Annotated in this window: 19 protein-coding genes and 1 riboswitch; of the genes, 1 reads left to right on the top strand and 18 read right to left on the bottom strand. The window is 39.3% G+C overall.

Features of this window, described 5'->3' with window-relative positions; all coding sequences use genetic code 11:
- Positions 1-16: 16 nt before the first annotated feature.
- From racE to UN64_RS00985, 10 genes are all read right to left on the bottom strand, one after another.
- Positions 17-820 (bottom strand): glutamate racemase, encoded by an 804-nt coding sequence (racE, locus tag UN64_RS00930; protein WP_171978767.1) that lies wholly within the window; start codon positions 818-820, stop codon positions 17-19.
- Between the two features lie 526 nt (positions 821-1,346).
- Complete coding sequence (gene ptsP, locus UN64_RS00940; protein WP_077359239.1) at positions 1,347-3,062, bottom strand: phosphoenolpyruvate--protein phosphotransferase; 1,716 nt, start codon at positions 3,060-3,062, stop codon at positions 1,347-1,349.
- Entirely contained in the window at positions 3,062-3,328 is a 267-nt protein-coding gene (locus tag UN64_RS00945; protein ID WP_077359240.1) for a phosphocarrier protein HPr, read from the bottom strand. The genes ptsP and UN64_RS00945 overlap by 1 nt, the downstream gene beginning before the upstream one ends.
- 13 nt (positions 3,329-3,341) lie before the next feature.
- A complete protein-coding gene (gene ptsG, locus UN64_RS00950; protein WP_077359241.1) occupies positions 3,342-5,414 on the bottom strand; it encodes a glucose-specific PTS transporter subunit IIBC in 2,073 nt (690 codons plus the stop codon).
- 430 nt (positions 5,415-5,844) lie between these two features.
- Complete coding sequence (gene glcT / locus UN64_RS00960) at positions 5,845-6,693, bottom strand: glucose PTS transporter transcription antiterminator GlcT (RefSeq protein ID WP_077361056.1); 849 nt, start codon at positions 6,691-6,693, stop codon at positions 5,845-5,847.
- Between the two features lie 190 nt (positions 6,694-6,883).
- Positions 6,884-7,108 carry a helix-turn-helix domain-containing protein gene (locus UN64_RS00965; RefSeq protein ID WP_066243534.1) on the bottom strand — a complete coding sequence of 75 codons (225 nt, stop codon included), beginning with the start codon at positions 7,106-7,108 and terminating at the stop codon, positions 6,884-6,886.
- Positions 7,109-7,263: 155 nt separating this feature from the next.
- The gene (locus UN64_RS00970; RefSeq protein WP_077359243.1) at positions 7,264-7,731 is read right to left on the bottom strand and encodes an acyl-CoA thioesterase; all 468 of its coding nucleotides are present in this window, start codon (positions 7,729-7,731) and stop codon (positions 7,264-7,266) included.
- 153 nt (positions 7,732-7,884) lie between these two features.
- Entirely contained in the window at positions 7,885-8,640 is a 756-nt protein-coding gene (gene sdhB / locus UN64_RS00975; RefSeq protein WP_066291494.1) for a succinate dehydrogenase iron-sulfur subunit, read from the bottom strand.
- Positions 8,641-8,642: 2 nt separating this feature from the next.
- Positions 8,643-10,403, bottom strand: coding sequence for a succinate dehydrogenase flavoprotein subunit (gene sdhA, locus UN64_RS00980; RefSeq protein WP_077359244.1), 1,761 nt, complete (start codon positions 10,401-10,403; stop codon positions 8,643-8,645).
- 15 nt (positions 10,404-10,418) lie between these two features.
- Entirely contained in the window at positions 10,419-11,027 is a 609-nt protein-coding gene (locus UN64_RS00985; RefSeq protein WP_077359245.1) for a succinate dehydrogenase cytochrome b558 subunit, read from the bottom strand.
- Between the two features lie 304 nt (positions 11,028-11,331).
- Between UN64_RS00985 and UN64_RS00990 the strand changes: the two genes are divergently transcribed.
- The gene (locus UN64_RS00990) at positions 11,332-11,778 is read left to right on the top strand and encodes a YslB family protein (RefSeq protein ID WP_077359246.1); all 447 of its coding nucleotides are present in this window, start codon (positions 11,332-11,334) and stop codon (positions 11,776-11,778) included.
- Positions 11,779-11,818: 40 nt separating this feature from the next.
- On the opposite strand, the gene UN64_RS00995 is transcribed toward UN64_RS00990, so the two are convergent.
- The 8 genes from UN64_RS00995 to UN64_RS01030 all read right to left on the bottom strand — a co-directional run bounded on the left by UN64_RS00995 (position 11,819) and on the right by UN64_RS01030 (position 20,988).
- Positions 11,819-13,057: an aspartate kinase gene (locus tag UN64_RS00995; protein WP_077359247.1), complete on the bottom strand. Its 1,239-nt coding sequence runs from the start codon at positions 13,055-13,057 to the stop codon at positions 11,819-11,821.
- A gap of 346 nt (positions 13,058-13,403) precedes the next feature.
- A riboswitch (Lysine riboswitch) is annotated at positions 13,404-13,592 on the bottom strand.
- A 65-nt stretch (positions 13,593-13,657) separates the two neighbouring features.
- Positions 13,658-15,409: an excinuclease ABC subunit UvrC gene (uvrC, locus tag UN64_RS01000; RefSeq protein ID WP_425590093.1), complete on the bottom strand. Its 1,752-nt coding sequence runs from the start codon at positions 15,407-15,409 to the stop codon at positions 13,658-13,660.
- A gap of 362 nt (positions 15,410-15,771) precedes the next feature.
- Complete coding sequence (locus UN64_RS01005; protein WP_077359249.1) at positions 15,772-16,512, bottom strand: glycosyltransferase family 2 protein; 741 nt, start codon at positions 16,510-16,512, stop codon at positions 15,772-15,774.
- Positions 16,513-16,515: 3 nt separating this feature from the next.
- A complete protein-coding gene (locus tag UN64_RS01010) occupies positions 16,516-17,973 on the bottom strand; it encodes an alkaline phosphatase family protein (protein WP_077359250.1) in 1,458 nt (485 codons plus the stop codon).
- The gene (locus UN64_RS01015) at positions 17,970-18,908 is read right to left on the bottom strand and encodes a lysylphosphatidylglycerol synthase transmembrane domain-containing protein (protein WP_077359251.1); all 939 of its coding nucleotides are present in this window, start codon (positions 18,906-18,908) and stop codon (positions 17,970-17,972) included. The genes UN64_RS01010 and UN64_RS01015 overlap by 4 nt, the downstream gene beginning before the upstream one ends.
- A complete protein-coding gene (locus UN64_RS01020) occupies positions 18,895-19,839 on the bottom strand; it encodes an NAD-dependent epimerase/dehydratase family protein (RefSeq protein ID WP_077359252.1) in 945 nt (314 codons plus the stop codon). The genes UN64_RS01015 and UN64_RS01020 overlap by 14 nt, the downstream gene beginning before the upstream one ends.
- 130 nt (positions 19,840-19,969) lie before the next feature.
- Positions 19,970-20,281 carry a thioredoxin gene (trxA, locus tag UN64_RS01025; RefSeq protein ID WP_077359253.1) on the bottom strand — a complete coding sequence of 104 codons (312 nt, stop codon included), beginning with the start codon at positions 20,279-20,281 and terminating at the stop codon, positions 19,970-19,972.
- Between the two features lie 116 nt (positions 20,282-20,397).
- The gene (locus UN64_RS01030) at positions 20,398-20,988 is read right to left on the bottom strand and encodes a histidine phosphatase family protein (RefSeq protein ID WP_077359254.1); all 591 of its coding nucleotides are present in this window, start codon (positions 20,986-20,988) and stop codon (positions 20,398-20,400) included.
- Positions 20,989-21,047 lie beyond the last annotated feature (59 nt).

Here is a 21,047-nt window from a genome sequence, read left to right on the forward strand (position 1 = left end):
TGAGTCTGCTCTTTTATTAAAGCTTGATACATTCTACTTTATCTATTTTTGTATTAAGCCAATGGTTGGCTATTTTTAAAAACTGGCTGCTTTCTGCCGTCGCCAAGAATCTGTGTACCGGTTTCTTTTCTCCTGTATTCAAAATTCCACTATGATCGAGGATAACTGAAACCTCCCGAGCAGTTTCTGCCCCTGAACATAGGATTTTGATATGTTCACCCATAACGCGCTGAATTACCGGCCGTAATAATGGGTAATGGGTACAGCCTAAAATGAGTGTGTCTATTGAAACATCCTTCAGAGGATATAATGTTTCTGAAACAGCATTCAATGTTTCTTCTCCGGAAAGTTTACCTTGTTCAACAAGAGGAACGAACAAAGGACAAGCCAAACTCTCAACGATTACATCACTGCGAATCTTCTGAAGAGCCTGTTTATACGCTCCGCTATTTATTGTTCCGATCGTGCCAATGACCCCTACATGGTTATTCTTAGTTGCTTTTAAGGCAGAACGTGCCCCAGGGTGTATTACCCCTATTACAGGTATATCGAGTTTCTTTTTAGCTTCTTCTAATACAGCAGCTGTAGCGGTATTGCATGCGATTACAAGTAACTTGATCTCCTGCTTAATAAGAAAGTCTATCATTTCCCATGTATATGTTCTTACCTCTTCAAAAGGTCTAGGTCCATATGGACATCGCTTTGTATCACCTAAATAAATGATTTCTTCTTTTGGGAGCTGTTTCATCAGCTCTCTGGCAACGGTTAACCCGCCCACTCCTGAATCTATTACGCCTATAGGTCTATTCAAAACATACATCGCCTCATCTCTATACACAATACTGAAAACAAAAGGCGTTTATCATTGTTTTCTATTCTGCTAATATTTTTATGAAAATGCAATAAAAATCGTTCGAATGTAAACTATTCTTGAAAGAAACTCGAAAATTTCAACAACATCCGTTCTAGCAATCCTTGTTTCACTTGAAAGAGGTTGATTTCCGTTACAGGTGCTCGCTTTCCGAGGTGCGGGCGGTGAGCCTCCTTCACCCTTTGGGTAATTAGGAGTCTCACCTGTCCCACTCGTCCCACAGGACAAGGAAGGCTTCGACAGCGTTACATCGCACGAAGAAAATGTGATTTTCATTTTCGAGGAGTCTCCCACCTTTCATTCCAATCAACTTTATCAATGAAGAAATTTCCGAAATGAACAGGATGCAAAACGATCTAGTCCAGCCTTCACGTCTAAAAATAGATTTTGGTCCTTTTTTTATTGCAAAGACTAGAATGTACGTAAAAGGACTATGGAAACATCCCATAGTCCTTGTTTAATTTAAAACCAACTTTTATTTAAAGTTCTTCTCTACAAATTCTACAACATCTTTCATTGTATCCATTTGCAGAATTTCATCGATGTGGGCACTGATTTTTTCTTTGGAGAGCCCTCTGATCTGGCTTCTTGCTGGCAGAACTGAAGTGGCACTCATAGAGAATTCATCTAAACCTAGTCCTAAAAGAATAGGGATAGCAATTGGATCTCCTGCCATTTCACCGCACATACCCGTCCATTTACCTTCTTTATGAGCAGCATCGATAACCATTTTTACAAGTCTTAAAATCGCCGGACTGTATGGCTGGTATAAATAAGATACTTGTTCATTCATTCGGTCCGCAGCCATCGTATACTGGATCAGGTCATTTGTGCCGATACTGAAGAAATCTACTTCTTTAGCAAACGTATCTGCCATTACAGCTGTTGACGGAATTTCAACCATGATTCCTACTTCTATGTTCTCTGATACTTCTGTTCCTTCTTTAACAAGCTTTTCTTTTTCTTCAATAAGAATGCCTTTTGCAGAACGGAATTCTTCAAGAGTAGCGATCATTGGGAACATGATCTTTAAGTTGCCAAAAGTGCTGGCGCGAAGCAGTGCTCTAAGCTGTGTTCGGAAAATATCTTGTTCTTCCAGACAAAGACGAATCGCACGGAATCCTAAAAATGGATTCAATTCTTTTGGAAGATTTAAGTAAGGAAGTTCTTTGTCACCGCCAATGTCCAATGTACGGATAACAACAGGCTTTCCTTCCATTTTTTCGAGAACTTCTTTATAAGCCTTATATTGCTCTTCTTCAGTTGGTAGCTGATCACGGCCCATGTACAAGAATTCTGTACGATATAATCCAACGCCTTCAGCTCCATTTTCGAGAACTCCTTTTACATCTGCAGGAGTACCAATATTCGCAGCAAGTTCTACTTGAACATTATCAGATGAAAGAGTTTTTTCATTTACTAGCTTCGCCCACTCTTCCTTTTGCTGCTGATATTGCTTTTTCTTCTCCTGATATGTTGCGATTTCATCTTGAGTTGGATCAACAATAACTTGTCCATCCAAACCGTCGATGATAATCATGACACCATTCTCCACTTTTTCTGTAATGGTCTTCGTTCCGACAACTGCAGGAATTTCCATTGAACGGGACATGATCGCTGAATGCGAAGTTCTTCCGCCGATATCAGTTGCAAAGCCTTTTACAAATTTACGGTTAAGCTGCGCTGTATCTGATGGCGTTAAGTCTTCTGCAAGAATAACAACTTCCTCAGAAATGCTCGCTGGTGTTGCAAATTGAACATCTAATAGATGAGCTAATACACGCTTAGATACATCACGAATATCTGCAGCACGCTCTTTCATATATTCGTTGTCCATTTGTTCAAACATGTCGATAAACATGGAAGAAACATCATTCATAGCTGATTCAGCGTTTACTTTTTCACTTTTAATCTTTTGTTTTACAGCATCAACCAGTTCAGGGTCACTAAGGACAAGAAGATGGGCAGCAAAAATCGCTGCCTTATCTTCCCCCAGTTCTTCATTAGCTTTATCTTTAATAACTGTCAACTCTTCCTTGGATTTTTCAAGAGCTGACTGGAATCGTTCAATTTCCTGAGATGAATCTTCAATTGATTTTTTTTCAATCGTTAATTCTGGATTTTGAAGTACAAACGCTTTAGCAATTGCAATGCCGGCTGATGCTGCAATACCTGAAATTTTTTCAGACATTACTCACCAAGCCCTTCCTTTTTCATTACATCTTCTAGTGCTGCGATTGCTTCGTCTGCATCTGAACCTTCAGCTTTGATCGTAATCTCAGCTCCGGATTGAATACCTAAACTCATAACACCCATGATTGACTTTAAGTTAACACTCTTACCGTTATAATCTAGAGTAATATCAGAGCTGAATTGTCCTGCCTGGTTTACTAATGTTGTTGCTGGACGAGCGTGGATTCCTGATTCACTAGTTACTTTAAATATTTTTTCTGCCATTTTAATTACCCCTTTATTTTTTGAATGTAATAATATTTTCTTCTTCAATTGCTACTGTTCCTGTTTTTTCGACTGAAACAGTTTCACCCGATAAGTTTGTAAACACAATCGGTGTAATAATAGATGGTGCATTTTCTTTTACAAAGTTCAAATCAACTTGGAGAAGTTTTTGGCCAGCTGATACCTTGTCCCCTTCAGACACAAAGCTTTCGAAACCTTCACCTTTTAATTTAACAGTGTCGATTCCAAAATGGATCAAGATTTCTTTTCCGTTATCTGATTCAATCCCGATCGCATGCTTAGTCGGGAAGACATTAATTATCTTACCATTTACCGGCGATACAACCAAACCTTCTGCTGGTTCAATCGCAAAACCGTCACCCATCATTTTACCTGAGAAAACTTGATCGGGAACTTCGGTAATCGGAATTATTTTCCCTTTAATCGGTGATACAAAACGTTCTTCAGATGAAATTGAAGAAGTTGGGTTTACAGTTCCTTGATCAGAAGTATCTGCAAGTTCTCCTTGTTCAGGAGTTGCTTCACTGTTTTTAGGCTTAGCAACTGTCTTGCCGTTCATAATATCTCGTATTTCGCTCTTGATTGTATCAGAACGAGTTCCGAAAATAGCCTGAATGCTGTTCCCCATTTCAAGAACTCCTGATGCACCCAGCTTTTTCAAACGATCTTTATCAACTTCCTTAGGATCACGAACAGAAACACGAAGACGTGTAATACATGCGTCCAAATCAGCTATGTTAGATTCTCCGCCTAAGCCTTCTAAAATATTCGCAGCTAATGAATCTTTATTAGACGGTCCAACGTTCGTTTCCACTTCATCATCAACGATTTCACGTCCAGGTGTTTTTAAGTTCCATTTTTGAATAGCAAAACGGAAACCAAAGTAATAGATAACTGAGAAAACCAATCCTACTGGAATTACAAGCCACCAGTCTGTGCGGTTTGGAAGAACACCAAATAGTAAATAGTCAATTACCCCACCAGAGAACGTCATACCAATTTTAACATTTAATATGTGCATCACCATGAATGAAAGTCCTGCAAAAATGGCATGAATTCCAAAAAGAACTGGTGCTACAAACAAGAATGTAAATTCAATTGGTTCTGTTATCCCTGTTAAGAATGAAGTTAAGGCAGCAGAACCCATGATACCTGCAACTACTTTCTTTTGCTCAGGTCGAGCTGCATGATACATAGCAAGTGCTGCAGCTGGAAGTCCAAACATCATGAATGGGAACTTACCTGTCATGAATGTACCAGCTGTCAGTTCTACATTATCTTTTAATTGAGCAAAGAAGATGGCCTGGTCACCACGTACAAGACCTTCTGCAGCTGACTTATAAGAACCAAACTCAAACCAGAATGGTGAATAAAAAATGTGATGAAGACCAAAAGGAATCAATGATCTTTCAATTACACCAAAGATAAAGGCTGCAACTGTAAGATTAGAATTGATCATGCTCTCAGAGAAAGTGTTAAGACCATTCTGTACAGGAGGCCAAATAAATGTCATTAAAATACCAAGAACTAATGCTGATACAGCAGTAATAATCGGAACAAAACGTTTCCCTGCAAAGAAACCTAAGTATTGAGGAAGTTCTATGTTGTAAAAACGTTTGTAGAGATATGATGCCAGGATACCGACAATAATACCTCCGAATACCCCAGTCTGAAGAGTAGGGATTCCAAGAACGCTTGCAAATGACGGATCTTTTCCGATCATATCAGGTGTAACACCCTCAATGACACTCATCGTAACATTCATAATTAAATAACCGATAATAGCAGCAAGACCTGCTACGCCTTCACCGCCTGCAAGACCAACGGCTACACCTACTGCAAATAATAATGATAAGTTCGCAAATACGATGTCTCCTGATTTCTCCATTACCTCTGCAACAAGCTGAAACCATGCTGCATCTAATGCTGGTATTCGTTCAATCAATGCAGGGTTTTTAAATGCATTACCAAATGCAAGCAGCAAACCAGCTGCTGGTAAAATCGCTACTGGCAGCATTAAAGCTTTACCTACACGCTGAAGTACACCAAAAAGCTTTTTCCACATAGGAAGTCCTCCTTTTTTTATTCGGCTGTTTTCGCATACATTGTCGCTCTTGAAAGTGGTTGATTTCCGCTCCAGGTTGCTCGCTTTCCACGGGGCGTGCGGTGAGCCTCCTGCCGCTTTGCGCCATTAGGAGTCTCACCTGACCGCTCGTCCCGTAGGAGTCGGCAACCTTGCGCTACAATCATCTTGCAAATGAAGAGAAGTTCCAAATAGCAACAATACTTTAGAAAAAAGCCTTTTATTATGATAACCCTTCCATTTACTTCCGCTAAAACAAAAAAGACATAAATAAAGAACATGAGCAAATTTACCTAATCAGATATAATATATCCTAATTAAGCATTCGCTACACTTTGTTCTTTACTTATGCCTGATCGAATCAGTAACACGTAAAAACGCTGTATATATTTAGTTACTCGTTACATTTTGTCTAGTTGTCATATCGCGAAAGCCTTTGCAAATGCATGGTTAAGTACACTGCCTCTGCATGTGGCACGGGCTTGTTCAAGGAATTTTGCATTACCTTGATCAACTTCCAAGCCAAATTGTAGCACACTGGATATTCTTCTTTCAACACTTTTGCTAACTTTTCTTGTTCTTCCATAATATCGCCCATTGAGATCCGCTCAATTGCATGTCTTAAGTGTCTTACTAAACGGAGATAATTTATGCTTTTCGTATCAATTTCAAGATCCAGTGAATGCTGAATCATCTGCATAAGTGTATTAATAAGCTCCGAGTGTTTTTTTATATCTTTAACACTCTTATTTGTAATCGCGCTATGAATATGAAGGGCAACAAAGCCTATTTCACCTTCAGGAAGATGAATTTTAAGGGATTTGTTAATGACCTCGATCACTTCTTCCGCGACCGTATATTCTTTAGGGTATAACGTCTGAGTCTCAGTTAGAAATGGATTTTTTATGTCCATCCCTTGCTGCAGCCGTTTAATAGCAAATGCGATATGGTCTGTTAAAGCCACATGTATATGCTCGTTCAACAAATCATTATCAAAACGCGATCCTATATGAACGATAATATCGTTAATCAACTCAACAGTTTCTTCATCTATATAAGTCAGGAGTGTCTTATATTGCTCTTGTTCATTTTCATTTCTTAAAACAAACAATTTGTCAACTTGGGCAGAGTGGACTGAATCTCCTTGTTTTTTTGCAAACCCAATTCCTTTTCCAATGACAATCTGTTCTTTTTCAGAGGAATCTGTCACAATCACGACATTGTTATTTAGTACCTTTTTAACTTGCAGGCTATTATTCATGATTTTCACCTTTTTCATTATCTGGCCAGAAACCATAGACATCTTAGTCATCATATCTGAAAAAGAGCTAAAAAATCAATTGCAACTTTTACCTGTATCACTACTTTGCATACAACAGTCTTGCCTATTTAGCCTTAATTGAATTTAAACGCAAACTGAAAACGGCTTTCACGTGAAAGCCGCTTCCTGACTAAATCTCGAGTTCTCCAAGCCTCAATAACTCTACAACGGCTTGAGAGCGTCCTTTAACCCCAAGCTTTTGCATGGTATTCGAAATATGGTTTCGAACTGTTTTCTCACTAATGAATAATTGTTCCGCAATTTCTTTTGTGGTTTTGTCTTGGACTAATAGTTCGAAAACTTCTCTCTCTCTTTTTGTAAGTAGAGGCTTCGGTCGGTAGTGTTTATCTTTCAATGAATTCACCCCTCCTTGCTAGGGTTTAGGAACCGCCAACGAATATTGGAAGTATTTAGTCAACATATACTATGTCATAACACATGTGTAAGTGACTTGGTTAAGTTAAAAAGTCCCCATAATATTCCATAATAAAATAAAAAAAAGCCCATTTTTTATATATGGGCTTTATGTGAAAAGTTATCCAATTGTTTTTTTAATGTTTCATTCCACTTTAAAGGACGTCCGCTCTTCCTGGAAATCTGAACAATTGCTCCTCTACCAGTGAAAACCGGTTTGTTCTCCTCATTGACTCCTAGGTAATGCAGATCAATAGAAGATGATCCTGCTTCATTAATTTTTACATATATCTTTAATGTCTCATCATACATGATTTGAGCAAGGTAATCACATTGCAGATCTGCGACAACTGGAATTTCCACGGAATCAGGCGCTCCCCAAGATGTCATCAAACCTAGTTCTTTAAAGAGGGCAATTCTTGCTTCTTCCATATAGATAAAGACGTTTGTGTTATTAACATGTCCAAAACCATCAATTTCGCCAAAGCGAACATTCAATTCGTGAAAAAAATGAAATCCCTTTTTCCATTCTTCCATATTTGAAATATAATCTTGTCTTGCCATTAGCTTACCACCTTTTATCGAAATCTTTGCAATAGCTATCCCTTCGAGTCAGTCTAGGTGTGCTTGCTGCATCAAAAAATTCATCGTGCATAAGTTTTACTTCTTGATAGTGAAAAAAGCTTCTCCCTATCGAGAGAAGCCTTTATCTATCATTTATCTGTCACTTCCAAAGAAGTTCTTAAACGCTTGGAATGTAGTATCACGGTTAAGAGCTGCGATAGAAGTTGTTAAAGGAATTCCTTTTGGACAAGACTGTACACAGTTTTGAGAGTTACCGCATTCTGCAAGTCCTCCATCATCCATAATCGCATTCAGTCGCTCTTCTTTATTCATTTCACCTGTTGGGTGTGCGTTAAACAGACGAACTTGTGAAAGTGGAGCTGGTCCAATAAAATCTGAATTGCTATTAACATTTGGACAAGCCTCTAAGCAAACACCGCAAGTCATACACTTTGAAAGTTCATATGCCCATTGACGTTTAGTTTCAGGCATTCTCGGTCCTGGACCAAGATCGTACGTTCCATCGATCGGAATCCATGCTTTAACACGCTTAAGCGCATCGAACATTCTGCTTCTATCGATCGCAAGGTCACGAACAACCGGAAAAGTTTTCATTGGTTCAAGTCTGATTGGCTGTTCTAACTGATCAACAAGAGCCGTACAGGATTGACGAGGCTTTCCGTTGATAACCATTGAACATGCACCACAAACTTCTTCCAGACATCCCATCTCCCAAGTTACGGGAGTCGTAGCTTCACCTTTTGCATTTACAGGGTTTCTACGAATTTCCATAAGAGCAGATATAACGTTCATATTTGGACGATGCGGAATCTCAAACTCTTCTAAATATGGGGCAGTCTCTGGGTTATCTTGTCTTGATATGATGAATTTCACCATTTTTGTGCTCATGTTTACACCCCTGCCTTCTTCTTAGAATAGTCACGTTTACGCGGCTGGATAAGCGAAACATCTACATCTTCGTACTCAAAATCAGGTCCGTTTGTTGCAGGATTGAATTTCGCTTTTGTAGTCTTTAACCATTGTTCATCATTACGTTCAGGGAAATCAGGTTTGTAATGCGCACCACGGCTCTCATCACGGTTTAATGCTCCAAGAGTAATAACACGTGCAAGTTGAAGCATGTGCCATAACTGGCGAGTGAACGATGCTCCCTGATTACTCCACTTAGAAGTATCATTAATATTGATGTTCTTATAGCGCTGCATCAATTCCTGAATCTTTTCATCTGTTTGTTTCAATTTATCATTGTATCTAACAACCGTTACATTATCAGTCATCCATTCTCCTAATTCTTTATGGATCACATATGCATTTTCAGTTCCATCCATAGAAAGGATGTTGTTATATACTTCTTGATCTTTCTTAACTTGGTTCTCGAATACAGAAGAAGAAACATCTTCAACTGTCTTTTCCAAACCTCTGATGTATTTAACTGCAGACGGACCAGCCATCATTCCGCCAAAAATAGCAGATAATAGAGAGTTAGCTCCTAATCTGTTTGCACCATGGTATTGGTACTCACACTCACCTGCAGCGAAAAGACCTGGAATGTTTGTCATTTGATCATAATCTACCCACATGCCGCCCATTGAATAGTGAACCGCAGGGAAGATCTTCATTGGAACTTTACGAGGATCATCTCCCATGAATTTTTCATAGATTTCAATGATTCCACCAAGTTTAATATCAAGTTCTTTTGGATCCTTGTGTGAAAGATCCAGGTATACCATGTTCTCTCCATTGATACCGAGCTTTAAATCTACACAAACATGGAAAATTTCACGTGTTGCAATATCACGCGGAACAAGGTTTCCATAAGCAGGATATTTCTCTTCAAGGAAATACCACGGCTTTCCATCTTTATATGTCCAAACACGGCCGCCTTCACCACGTGCCGATTCACTCATCAATCGAAGCTTATCGTCACCAGGGATAGCAGTTGGATGAATTTGAATAAACTCACCATTTGCATAATGAACACCTTGCTGATAAAGAGCTGAAGCTGCTCCACCTGTGTTGATTACGGAGTTCGTAGATTTACCGAAGATGATACCAGGTCCGCCTGTTGCCATGATAACAGCATCTGCTGCAAAGCTGACAATTTCCATAGTCTTTAAGTTTTGAGCAGTAACACCGCGGCATTGACCTTCATCATCAATGATTGCCGATAAGAATTCCCAGCCTTCGTACTTTGTAACAAGTCCTGCAACTTCATGACGGCGAACCTGCTCATCAAGTGCATATAACAATTGCTGTCCTGTTGTCGCACCAGCGAACGCTGTACGGTGATGCTGAGTTCCTCCAAAACGGCGGAAATCAAGCAAACCTTCAGGTGTTCTGTTGAACATAACACCCATACGGTCCATTAAGTGGATAATTCCAGGAGCAGCATCACACATAGCTTTTACAGGAGGCTGATTTGCTAAGAAGTCACCGCCATAAACTGAATCATCAAAGTGTTCCCAAGGCGAATCCCCTTCACCCTTTGTATTTACAGCACCGTTTATACCGCCTTGAGCACAAACAGAATGCGAACGTTTTACTGGAACTACTGAAAAGAGGTCGACATTTACACCAGCTTCAGCTGCTTTAATTGTAGCCATTAACCCGGCGAGACCTCCGCCAACAACGATAATTTTTTGATTACTCAATTTGTCTCACCCCTTTTAAATAAATGCAAAAATAGTACGTACGCTAACGATAGCAAGTGCTACGAACACACCCATCGTTACGTAAGTTGAAATCTTCTGTGAACGAGGCGAAACAGTAAGGCCCCAGCTGACAAAGAACGACCATAGTCCGTTAGCAAAATGAAATACTGCAGATAATACTCCGATTAAGTAGAACGCGATCATAAATGGAGAGCTTAAAATATCAGCCATCATTGAAAAGTTTACTTCCGCTCCCAACGCTGCCTGAACGCGTGTTTCCCAAACATGCCATGCAATAAAAATTAAAGTGATAACACCTGTTACACGCTGAACAAGGAACATCATATTGCGGAAATATCCATAGCGGCTAACGTTATTTTTAGCCTGAAACGTTATATAAAGACCATAAACCGCATGAAATAAAATCGGTAAGTAAATCACAAAAGTTTCTAGGAAAATACGAAACGGCAGATTTTCCATAAAATGTGCTGCGGCGTTAAATGCATCAGCATCCTTAGTTGCAAAATGGTTTACAACCAAGTGCTGAACGAGAAAAAGCCCGATAGGAATAACTCCTAAAAGTGAATGAATCCTTCTGTTTACAAAATCCTTACTGCCAGCCATTTTCTTGCCCCCTTCAAATTTAGCCTCTCTCTGGCTGCTAATCTTTTGTTCCTCTCCACATGTAAGCGTTTTAAGTTTCCTCTTTTTTTGAGGAAAAAGTGTTAAACAATTAGTTTAATCAACTAGCAACATGTCCATTTTACTCCCATCGTTTGACACCGTCAAGAAAACGCTAACAACTTAATTGTGATATTTTATTGCTACATCAGCGTTTTTTCTTTATTACTTTTTCGACAAATACCGAGTTGCTATAGAGTTTGCTCCTCTTACCCGTTATAATAAAAATAGAAAGAAGGGATGCAGAATGTTTAAACAAAAAACAAAGGACGAGACTACCCCTGCCGAAAAGCCTTCTGTTTCAGCTTTTGGGTACGAGATCCTTCGCAGCGATTTGTTACCTGAACTTCTTGGTAAACAAGAAAGAAATATTTTATATTGGGCTGGCAGACACCTTGCCAGAAAATACCCTTTACATACAATGGAAGAAGTAAGTGCTTTCTTCAAAGAGGCTGGCTGGGGTAATCTCGAAATGATTGAAGCATCAAAAACAGAAATGGTGTTTTCACTTCATTCATTACTGATCGAACAGAGAATCGAGAATTTCCAGCACAACACTTTTAGCTTAGAAGCTGGTTTTCTAGCAGAACAAATTCAGCTGCAAAAAAAATGTACAACTGAAGCGCTTGAGTCAATGAAACGGAATAAAGTTTCCATAACGGTCCAATGGGACAAAAAAGATACGATCGAATAAACAAAAGCCGGCTGATGCCGGCTTTTTCAGTTGTGAGAAATTATTGGTTCTGAATAGGTACACGTGCATCTAATTCAAATGTGTCATGAAGAGTTTCGATTGATTTAATCATATCTTCCTGTTTTACTACAGTTGAAACCTTAATTTCAGATGTACTAACCATTTTAATCATTACATCTTGGTCGGACAAAGCTTTAAACATCATTGCTGCTACACCAGGGTTGGAGATCATTCCTGAACCAACGATGGATACTTTAGCAAGGTTGCCTTCATAGCTGATTGATTCAAAGCCCAGTTTATCTTGGTTTTCAGCAAGTACTTCTTGAGTGTCTGACAATATACTGGAGTCAATGGAAAAAGAGATATTGGTCTTTTCTTCGTTCATCACGTTTTGAATGATAATGTCTACATTTATCCCGTTGCTTGCCAAGATCGTGAATAAATCCGACAAAGCATTTATTTCATTTGGCATGTTGGTTACCGTAATCTTTGTTATGTTACCTTCAAAAGCTAAACCTCTTACCATTAAGTTTTGTTCCATCGTTGCTTCCTCCTCTACTAGCGTTCCTCGTTCATCACTCATACTTGATCTGACTTCTAAAACGATTGAATAGTTTTTTGCAAATTCTACAGCTCTTGGGTGCAGAACACCGGCCCCAAGATTAGCCATTTCAAGCATTTCATCATAAGAAATAGATGGTATTTTTCTTGCTGTTTTAACTGCACGGGGATCAGTCGTGTAAACACCGGTAACATCTGTATAAATATCACAGCGATCGGCTTTCAATGCGGCTGCCAGCGCTACAGCTGTTGTATCTGATCCGCCTCTTCCAAGTGTTGCGATATCATTCGTTTCAGGAATCAAGCCTTGAAATCCTGCAACCACCACAATATTTCCGTCTTTTAACAATTTGTTGATCCGTTCAGAATCAATGTCTAGTATTCTAGCATTTGAATGATTATTTTCTGTTTGAATACCTGCTTGCCAGCCTGTAAGGGAAAGAGCTTTATAACCTTCCTGATGCAAAGACATCGTTAATAAAGCTATAGTGACTTGTTCACCGGTTGTGAGGAGCATATCCATTTCACGCTTAGAAGGATTTTTGCTGATTTCTCCAGCCAATCTAACAAGTTCATCTGTTGTTTTGCCCATTGCAGAAACGACAACAACAACTTCATTGCCATTGTTGACTTCATTGATAATTCTTTTTGCAGCATTTTGAATCCGTTCAACCGAACCAACACTTGTACCGCCAAATTTTTGTACGATTCTCCCCATCTTCTCCAAATCCTTTCCTGTTGTAATTTTCTATCTCTTTTAAAAACAAAGGCTGTTTTCGCTAACGTTGTTGCTCTATGAAAGTAGTTGATTTCCGTTCCAGGATACTCGCTTTCCGCGGGGGGGTACGGTGAGCCCACTCGCCGCCTTGCGACATTGAATGGTCTCACCTGTCCCGCTTATCCCGCAGGAGTCTCGCACCTTGCACTCCAATCAACTAGTCAGTGAAGAAATTAGAAAACTGAACATAAGCAACAACCTTAAGATAAGAACTAAAACAAAAAAGCAACAATAAGGAAAAACCCTATTGTTGCTATATCCGCAGCAAGCCAAGTTTGTTTCCCCCTAGTGAGATAGTCCTCCACACAAGTCCTGGGGGGAATTGTGTGACAGCTCTGTATTTATTCAATACAGGTCCAGCATAAAAGGCTAGAAGTCCTTTTACACTTCGGCAAGAATCCCCTTTCTTCCACCCTCGCAAGAGCTTCTTCTCTTCAGATGGGATACTATTGGTTCCTGCTCCTCTACCATCACTTCATTAGAAGCATGGCATATTTATAAAGTTGGTCTCATTTTAACAAAGTTACTAAATGACTGCAACTAGTCTTTTGATAAAAATGCTTTGTTTATTTCTTCCGCAACTGCTCTTGGCACTCCCGCTTCCTGAATCTCTTCTACAGTTGCCTCTTTCATTTTTTTCATTGAACCGAAGTGACGGAGCAGCATCTTCTTTCTTTTCTCTCCTATCCCAGCAATGCCATCCAAAGTTGACTCGAACATACTTTTTGACCGAACCTTGCGATGAAAAGAAATGGCAAATCGATGCACTTCATCCTGCACTCTTTGCAGCAAGTAAAATTCTTGGCTGTTTCTCGGAAGATGGATCATCTCAGGAGGATCACCAAGCCACAATTGAGAAGTGCGGTGCTTCTCATCCTTTGACAGCCCGGCAACAGGGATGAAAAGATTAAGTTCGTTTTCAAGTACATCTTGAGCAGCTGAAATTTGGCCTTTCCCGCCATCAATCAGGATTAAGCTTGGCAATTCACCTTCTTCTCTAAGCAATCTGGAATACCTTCTGCGAACTACTTCCTTCATAGAAGCATAGTCATCAGGACCCTCGACGGATTTAATCTTATACTTTCGATAATCCTTCTTATAAGGCTTCCCGTCAACAAAGACGACCATAGCTGAAACTGGGTCTGTACCGTGAATGTTAGAGTTATCGAAAGCTTCAATTCTGTATGGCGGAGCAATCCCCATTCTTTCGCCTAAGTTTTCGACTGCTTTTATTGTCCGTGCTTCATCCTGCTCGATTAATGCAAACTTTTCGTTTAATGCAAGAGTTGCATTTTTTGTGGCCAATTCAACTAGTTCTTTCTTTTGTCCTTTTTGAGGCTGAAGAACTTTAACTTTCAGAAGCTCTTGAATCATATTAGCATCCACTTGTTTGGGCAAAAGAATTTCTTTTGGAAGCAGATGATTTTTCTGAAGATAAAACTGGCCAATAAAAGTAAGCAGGTCTTCGTGCGCCTCCCCGTAAAAAGGGAACACAGATATATCTCTAGCAATAACTTTTCCTTGCCGAATAAAAAACACCTGTACACACATCCAGCCTTTATCGAAATGATAACCGAATACATCTCTGTCGACTAAATCAGAAGTCATCATCTTTTGTTTTTCCATAACGGCTTCAATATGCTGGATCTGATCACGAAGTTCTTTCGCACGCTCGAAGTTTAATGCCTCAGATGCTTCAAGCATTTTTTCTGACAGCTGTGTCTTCACATCCTGGTAACCGCCATTCAGAAACTTGATGATACCTTCTACCATTTGTTTGTTCTGTTCATCTGAAACTTCATAAACACATGGACCAAGGCATTGCCCAATATGATAATAGAGGCAGACTCTTTTCGGCATCGTGTCACATTTTCTCAGCGGAAAAATACGATCCAGGAGTTTTTTTGTTTCTTGTGCAGCATATGCGTTAACAAAGGGGCCAAAATATTTCCCGCCGTCTTTCTTTATCTTCCTAGTGTATAAGAGCCGAGGTTGTTTTTCAGAAGTAACTTTTAAGTATGGATAGCTTTTATCATCTTTTAACATGACGTTGTAACGCGGATCATGTTTTTTGATTAGATTCATCTCGAGAACTAAAGCTTCCATTTCAGTTGAAGTGACAATATATTCAAAGTCTCTGATCTCACTGACTAACCGCTGGGTTTTTCCGTCATGCGATCCAGAAAAATAGGATTTCACTCTATTTTTTAATACTTTTGCTTTCCCTACATAGATTACTTTTCCAAATTCATTCTTCATTAAATAGCAGCCAGGCTGATCAGGAAGAAGCATCAATTTTTGTTTAATTGAGGTCAATATTTATCCACCCCTCTGGTGTACCCATTATTTAATCATAATATCATAGAAAATGACTTTTTTAATTCATTACCGCTCATCCCTTTTTTCTGATCTTGCTTTTGGCTCGATTTTTTCATTCACTTCATTGACAAGTTGATTGGAGTGGAAGATGCGAGACTCCTGCAGGATGAGTGGGACAGGTGAGACTCCTGATAGCGCAGAGCGCTAGGAGGCTCACCGCACACCCTGCGGAAAGCGAGCATCTGGAGCGGAAATCAACTTCTTACAAATCATTAAAGTTTTCGAAAGAAGCCTTAAAAAAGACCTGCCTCAGTAGGCAGGTCTTGAAATGATAATCATTCATTTGTATCGTAAGAAGGATACTCTCTGATCTTTCTTACAGGTCTTCTCATTTCATTCCATATTCCAGGTATCACATTCCCTAAATATTTCTTGAAAGTGATAAATGAAGTACCTGTCGTTCTAACTTTGTAGGTGATTGGAACTTCAATCATCCGAAATCCTTTTCGAACGAGATTAAGCGTCAACACTTGTGCATAGTTGTAATCATGAATAATCTCAAAATCTCTCATCGTTTCTCTGTTAAAAGCTCTCATCCCTGACTGACCGTCACGAATCCACCTTCTTAGTAAAAGACATTGCAGCAAAGTGAAAAAGTAATTTCCTAGACGGCGATGTAATTTCATTCCTGAAATCGTTCCTAAAAATCGGGAACCCATCGAGTAATCTGCCTGATCATCCAGCAGCGGCTGAATAAGTTTAGGGATTTCATCAGCCGGATATTCGTTATCAGCATCAATCATTACAGCAATATCTGCACCATGTAAGTAACAGGATTCTAATCCTGTTCGAACAGCTGCTCCTAGACCTTTGTTTTCGGTATGAGAAATATAATAATCTGCGCCTGCTGCCAAAGAAACTTCTTTTGTTCGATCCGTACACCCATCATCAATAACCATAATTTCAACATCAACAGCTGAATGAAAATCACGGGGGATTTTCCGTATTACTTCTCCGATCGAATCTCCCTCATTATAAGCAGGTAAAAAAACAATGACTTTATTTACTTTTTTCATGTATTACATTTCCCTGCTTTCTTTTATCGCCTGTTTTAAAACTGGACCTCTGCTGTTTTCCGGAAATGGTGCACCAAGAAGATGAGCAATGGTTGGTGCCAGAGATACTAAGCTGTGCTTTTCTTCCACGGTTATCCCTTTACGGATATGAGGTCCATGCATGATGAATGGAACGAAGCGTTCTCCTTCATCTAAGTGACCATGTCCGCCTATTCCGTCAGCTTGTCCGTGATCTGCACATATGATCAGTGTTGTATTCTCCATATGGCCTTCTTTTTTTAGATATTGGACAAAATCTTCGATGAGCTTGTCAGCTTCGTTAATTTTTTGAAGGTATTCATCATAGAAAACACCTCTGCTGTGCCCCGTTTGATCCGTTGCGATCATCTGTACAATAAAGAGATCAGGGTTATCCGATTCCATGATATTCCTAGCTCGCTGCATGATCGATGGATCTGCCACATCATTTTTCATTACAGCAGTTACCGTTTCTACATCACTGCCCATCGCATCAACCAAATGTGCGATGCCAAGGAGCTTGCCTTTTTTACCAACTTTTCGCAAGGAATCAAATATGCTTTCAACTTTAATGCCAAGACGCCAAACCATATTTGAGGTAATCCCATGCTCCCTTGGATAAGTCCCTGTAAACATGGAGGAAAAACATACAACGGTTCTTGCAGGGTAAACAGTTTCCATCTGTCGGTATTCTGTACCTTCTGCTTTTAACTCATCCAAAAATGGAGTATGAGCTTTTTCAAAACGATCTTTTCTCATACCATCTACCACGATTACAATTACTTTGTCTGATTTAGCCTGAATCGTTTCTTCCTCAGTGAACTCTTCATATTCGGCAGGTTTCCAGTCGAATAAATAACGGTGCAAGATCCAAGCAATTAAGCCGAAACCAGCAGTTACATAAAGAACCGGGGAGTATTCTGCAAAACTTAATGCGCCATCCTTTACTGTTTCAAATAAGTAGTGCCACACCGATAATATCATAAGTACTTTTGGCAGCTGTTCTTGGGCATTTCCACTTGTAGAATCACTATTCTTTAATACAAGTTTCCAAAAGCGAGTGAAGTTCATCCATGTTGTACCAATTCTCAAATGATAATAAATTGTTCCCCAAAAGAACACGGTAAAGAAGAAATAAAGACCCGCGGCCAAAAGCCAAAGTGATAATGGCGGGGCTTGCACTAACAGCAATGCGGCTATTAAGGGAATAAATAAATAATTTCTTAAAAAGAGCGGAAAATCATATAAAAAACAAAGAATAAATAATGGTATTGTCCCTGCCAGACTTAAGAAAAAGGAAAACCAAAAAGAGGTTTCACTCCATTGCCCGATAAAGAACAACAAGAAAACACCCGTTGTAAAAATAGGAGTAAAAGGTTTCCCTTCATTTAATAGATTCCAGCAGCGTGCAGCAACTTTTTCAAATTTTGACGCTTTCTTCATGTTTGATTAACCTCTTTCTTTTGTTTCAGCGTTAGCCACAGCTCTCTAAAAGATATCGGTGCCTTGACGACTGTAAAAGCTCCAACTAGAAAAGAGAAAACAAATTTAAACAGATGACTTATGATTGCAGTCTGTAAAGCTACAGCAGGTGTTATGCCAGCAGCAATCAGCGCTGATGACATCGTCGCTTCATATGTTCCTGCTCCTCCTGGTGTAAAATGAAATACCTGACCAGCAATCGTAATAGAATTTACCCATATACTTTCCCATACATCGGCCGATTCAGAAAAAGATAAAAGAGTCCCATAAACAACAGCAGCTTCAAGCATCCAGCTAAGCGAGATGATCGATAATATTCCTATTGAACGTGCTGATAAAAGGATCGAAAACAGTTTTTTAGATAAACGATCGAAGAAAGGAATCTTCTTACTTGAAAGATATAGGAAAAGGAGTCCACCCAAAACAGTTGTTACAAATACATAAAAATAGTTCGGAGATAGAGAAATTCCAATATATGTTCCAAACCCTATGGCAGCTGTTCCTAGTACAATTAGATCAAAGATTCTCATAACCACAACTGACTCCGTAATCTCTATTTTTCCGATATCGGGCTTAATGCTGCTTAAATAGCCAATACGCATAAGATCTCCAGCTTTTACAGGTAAGAGATGATTTACGAGCAAGCTAAAAAACAGACCATAAAGATAATGGCGAAAGTTTATATTTTTTGATAAATACATCTGCCAACCTAGTGCTCTCAGGAAAAATGCAGACAGATATCCCAAAAACATAAACAGCAATAACAAAGGAGTACGTATTAGACTTGTTAATCCCTCGAGAAAAAGACTCCAGCTGTAGTACCTTATCGTAAGCCAGACAAAAAGAATCATAAGACTCACAAAAGCAGCCATTTTTATCGTTTTAAAACCGTTCATAGTTTTTGGCCCATTCAATCGTTCGTTCAATTCCTTCTGAAATTGAGATGGAAGGATTAAAATACAGCTCTTTCCCAGCCTTATTAATATCAGCCCAAGTTGATTGTACATCTCCTAAACGATGTGGAAGTTCAATAGTTTCGAGATGCGGAAAAAACAAGCGGAATGTTTCTATGAGCTGTTCTATTGAAACTGGCTTTCCGCTTCCAAGGTTAAAAATTCGGCTCTCTTTCGGGCGTTTCATAACGGATAGAATTCCGGTGATTATATCATCAATATATGTGTAATCACGAGCAGTCCCTTTAGAGAAAACCGAGACCGGGTCACCTCTCAACAGCTTTTTAACAAACAGCGGAATCGCCATATCTGGCCTTCCCCATGGACCATATACTGTAAAAAAGCGCAGTATACTTAAATCGAATCCGTACAAATGACGATAGGCATGACAGAATGATTCAGCAGACCATTTAGAAGCTGCATACGGAGAAACAACTTGACCGTTCGCATCGCTTTCTTTTAGAGGGCGGTGACCTTGGTTTCCATAAACTGAGGAAGAAGAAGCAAATATGACATGCTGAACATTGGTTCGTCCTGATGCGTTCAAAATGTTCACTGTTGCCTTTATATCCAAATCTATGTATTCATGAGGATTTAGTATTGATTTAGGTACTCCAGGAATTGCCGCTAAATGAATAACCGTATCAAACTTTTTATTTTCAAAAAGCTCCATAACTTTTTTTTCGTTAAGCAGATTGAGTTCAATAAATTCAAATCCGGAGCCAGCCATCTTTAGCTGATCCAATTTTCTTTCACGGCTATAATACCCATGAAAAGAATCAATAGCCGTAATTGTTAAGTTTTTGTACAAGTTTAGGGAACGAAGCAAATGGCTCCCAATAAAGCCTGCTCCACCTGTTACCAGTATGTTCACGCTGGTTCATCCTCCCCTGAAACTTTTTAATGATAATGATTTTCATTACCGATAGTATTATATCGATAATCAAATTAGGCGTCAACAGCTCCCATAGAAAAAAGCCCGGAATACCGGGCTTTGGCGTTGTTTACTTATGTTTGTTTAACAGCTCAACTAATGCTTCTTTTGGCTGGAAGCCTACAACTTGATCAACCACTTGACCGTCTTTGAATACTAGAAGTGTAGGAATACTCATTACACCGTATTTTCCAGCTGTTTCTTGGTTTTCATCTACATCAAGTTTAACAACTTTAACTTCTTCAAGCTCTTGATCTAGTTCTTCAAGAACGGGAGCGATCATTTTACAAGGTCCACACCATGGTGCCCAGAAATCAGCAAGTACTAAACCTTCATTTGTTTCTGTATTAAATGTTTGATCTGATGCATTTACAATAGCCATTTATTTGGCCCTCCTTTTAAATTAACAAAGTGTAAACAAAGTATATCACCACAAATTACACAGTTGCTAATAGTTTGCTCAACCTTATGGTACCCAAGTTTTAATTATGACAAACTTTAAATGGTATTTGCCTCTTCTAAATGCTTTTGACAATTAAACAATTCACAAGACCAATTTTGATCCTGAAGTTTAAAGATAGAAAGAGATGTGTTATTCAATCCATACCACTTATCAGTTTTATCCTGTAAAAGAGATTTATAAATCCTCACAAGGAGTGCACCATGAGTCACGATTAGAACTTTTTGGTTTTCGTGATTCTGAACAATTTCTCTTAATACTTCCTGCCAGCGTATATCAGCTAGCTCATTTGTTTCTCTCCCTAGTTCAAGCTGGATCCAATCTTCTCCCCAGCGTTCGATTCGTTCAGCTTCAGTCGTTCCTTCTGTTTCTCCAAATGAGATCTCGCGCAGTCTATCATCCGGCACAATGTCCAGCCCGGTTAATTCCTGAATCGCTTCTGCGGTTTTAAAAGCTCTTGATAATGGACTCGCATAGATCGCATCCCATTTTTCTGCACGAAGACGTTCCGCAAGGGCTCTAGCCTGCTTGATTCCCTGTTCGTTCAACGGAATATCCATACATCCCTGAGCCCTTCTCTCAATATTCCAATCCGTTTCCCCATGGCGAATAAATGCTATAGTCGTCACAAAAAGCTCCCCCTTTTTATGTAAATGCAAATTTCACGGTATATGTTCTTATTTTTATT

The sequence above is a fragment of the Fictibacillus arsenicus genome (assembly GCF_001999465.1).
Lineage (GTDB): Bacteria > Bacillota > Bacilli > Bacillales > Fictibacillaceae > Fictibacillus > Fictibacillus arsenicus.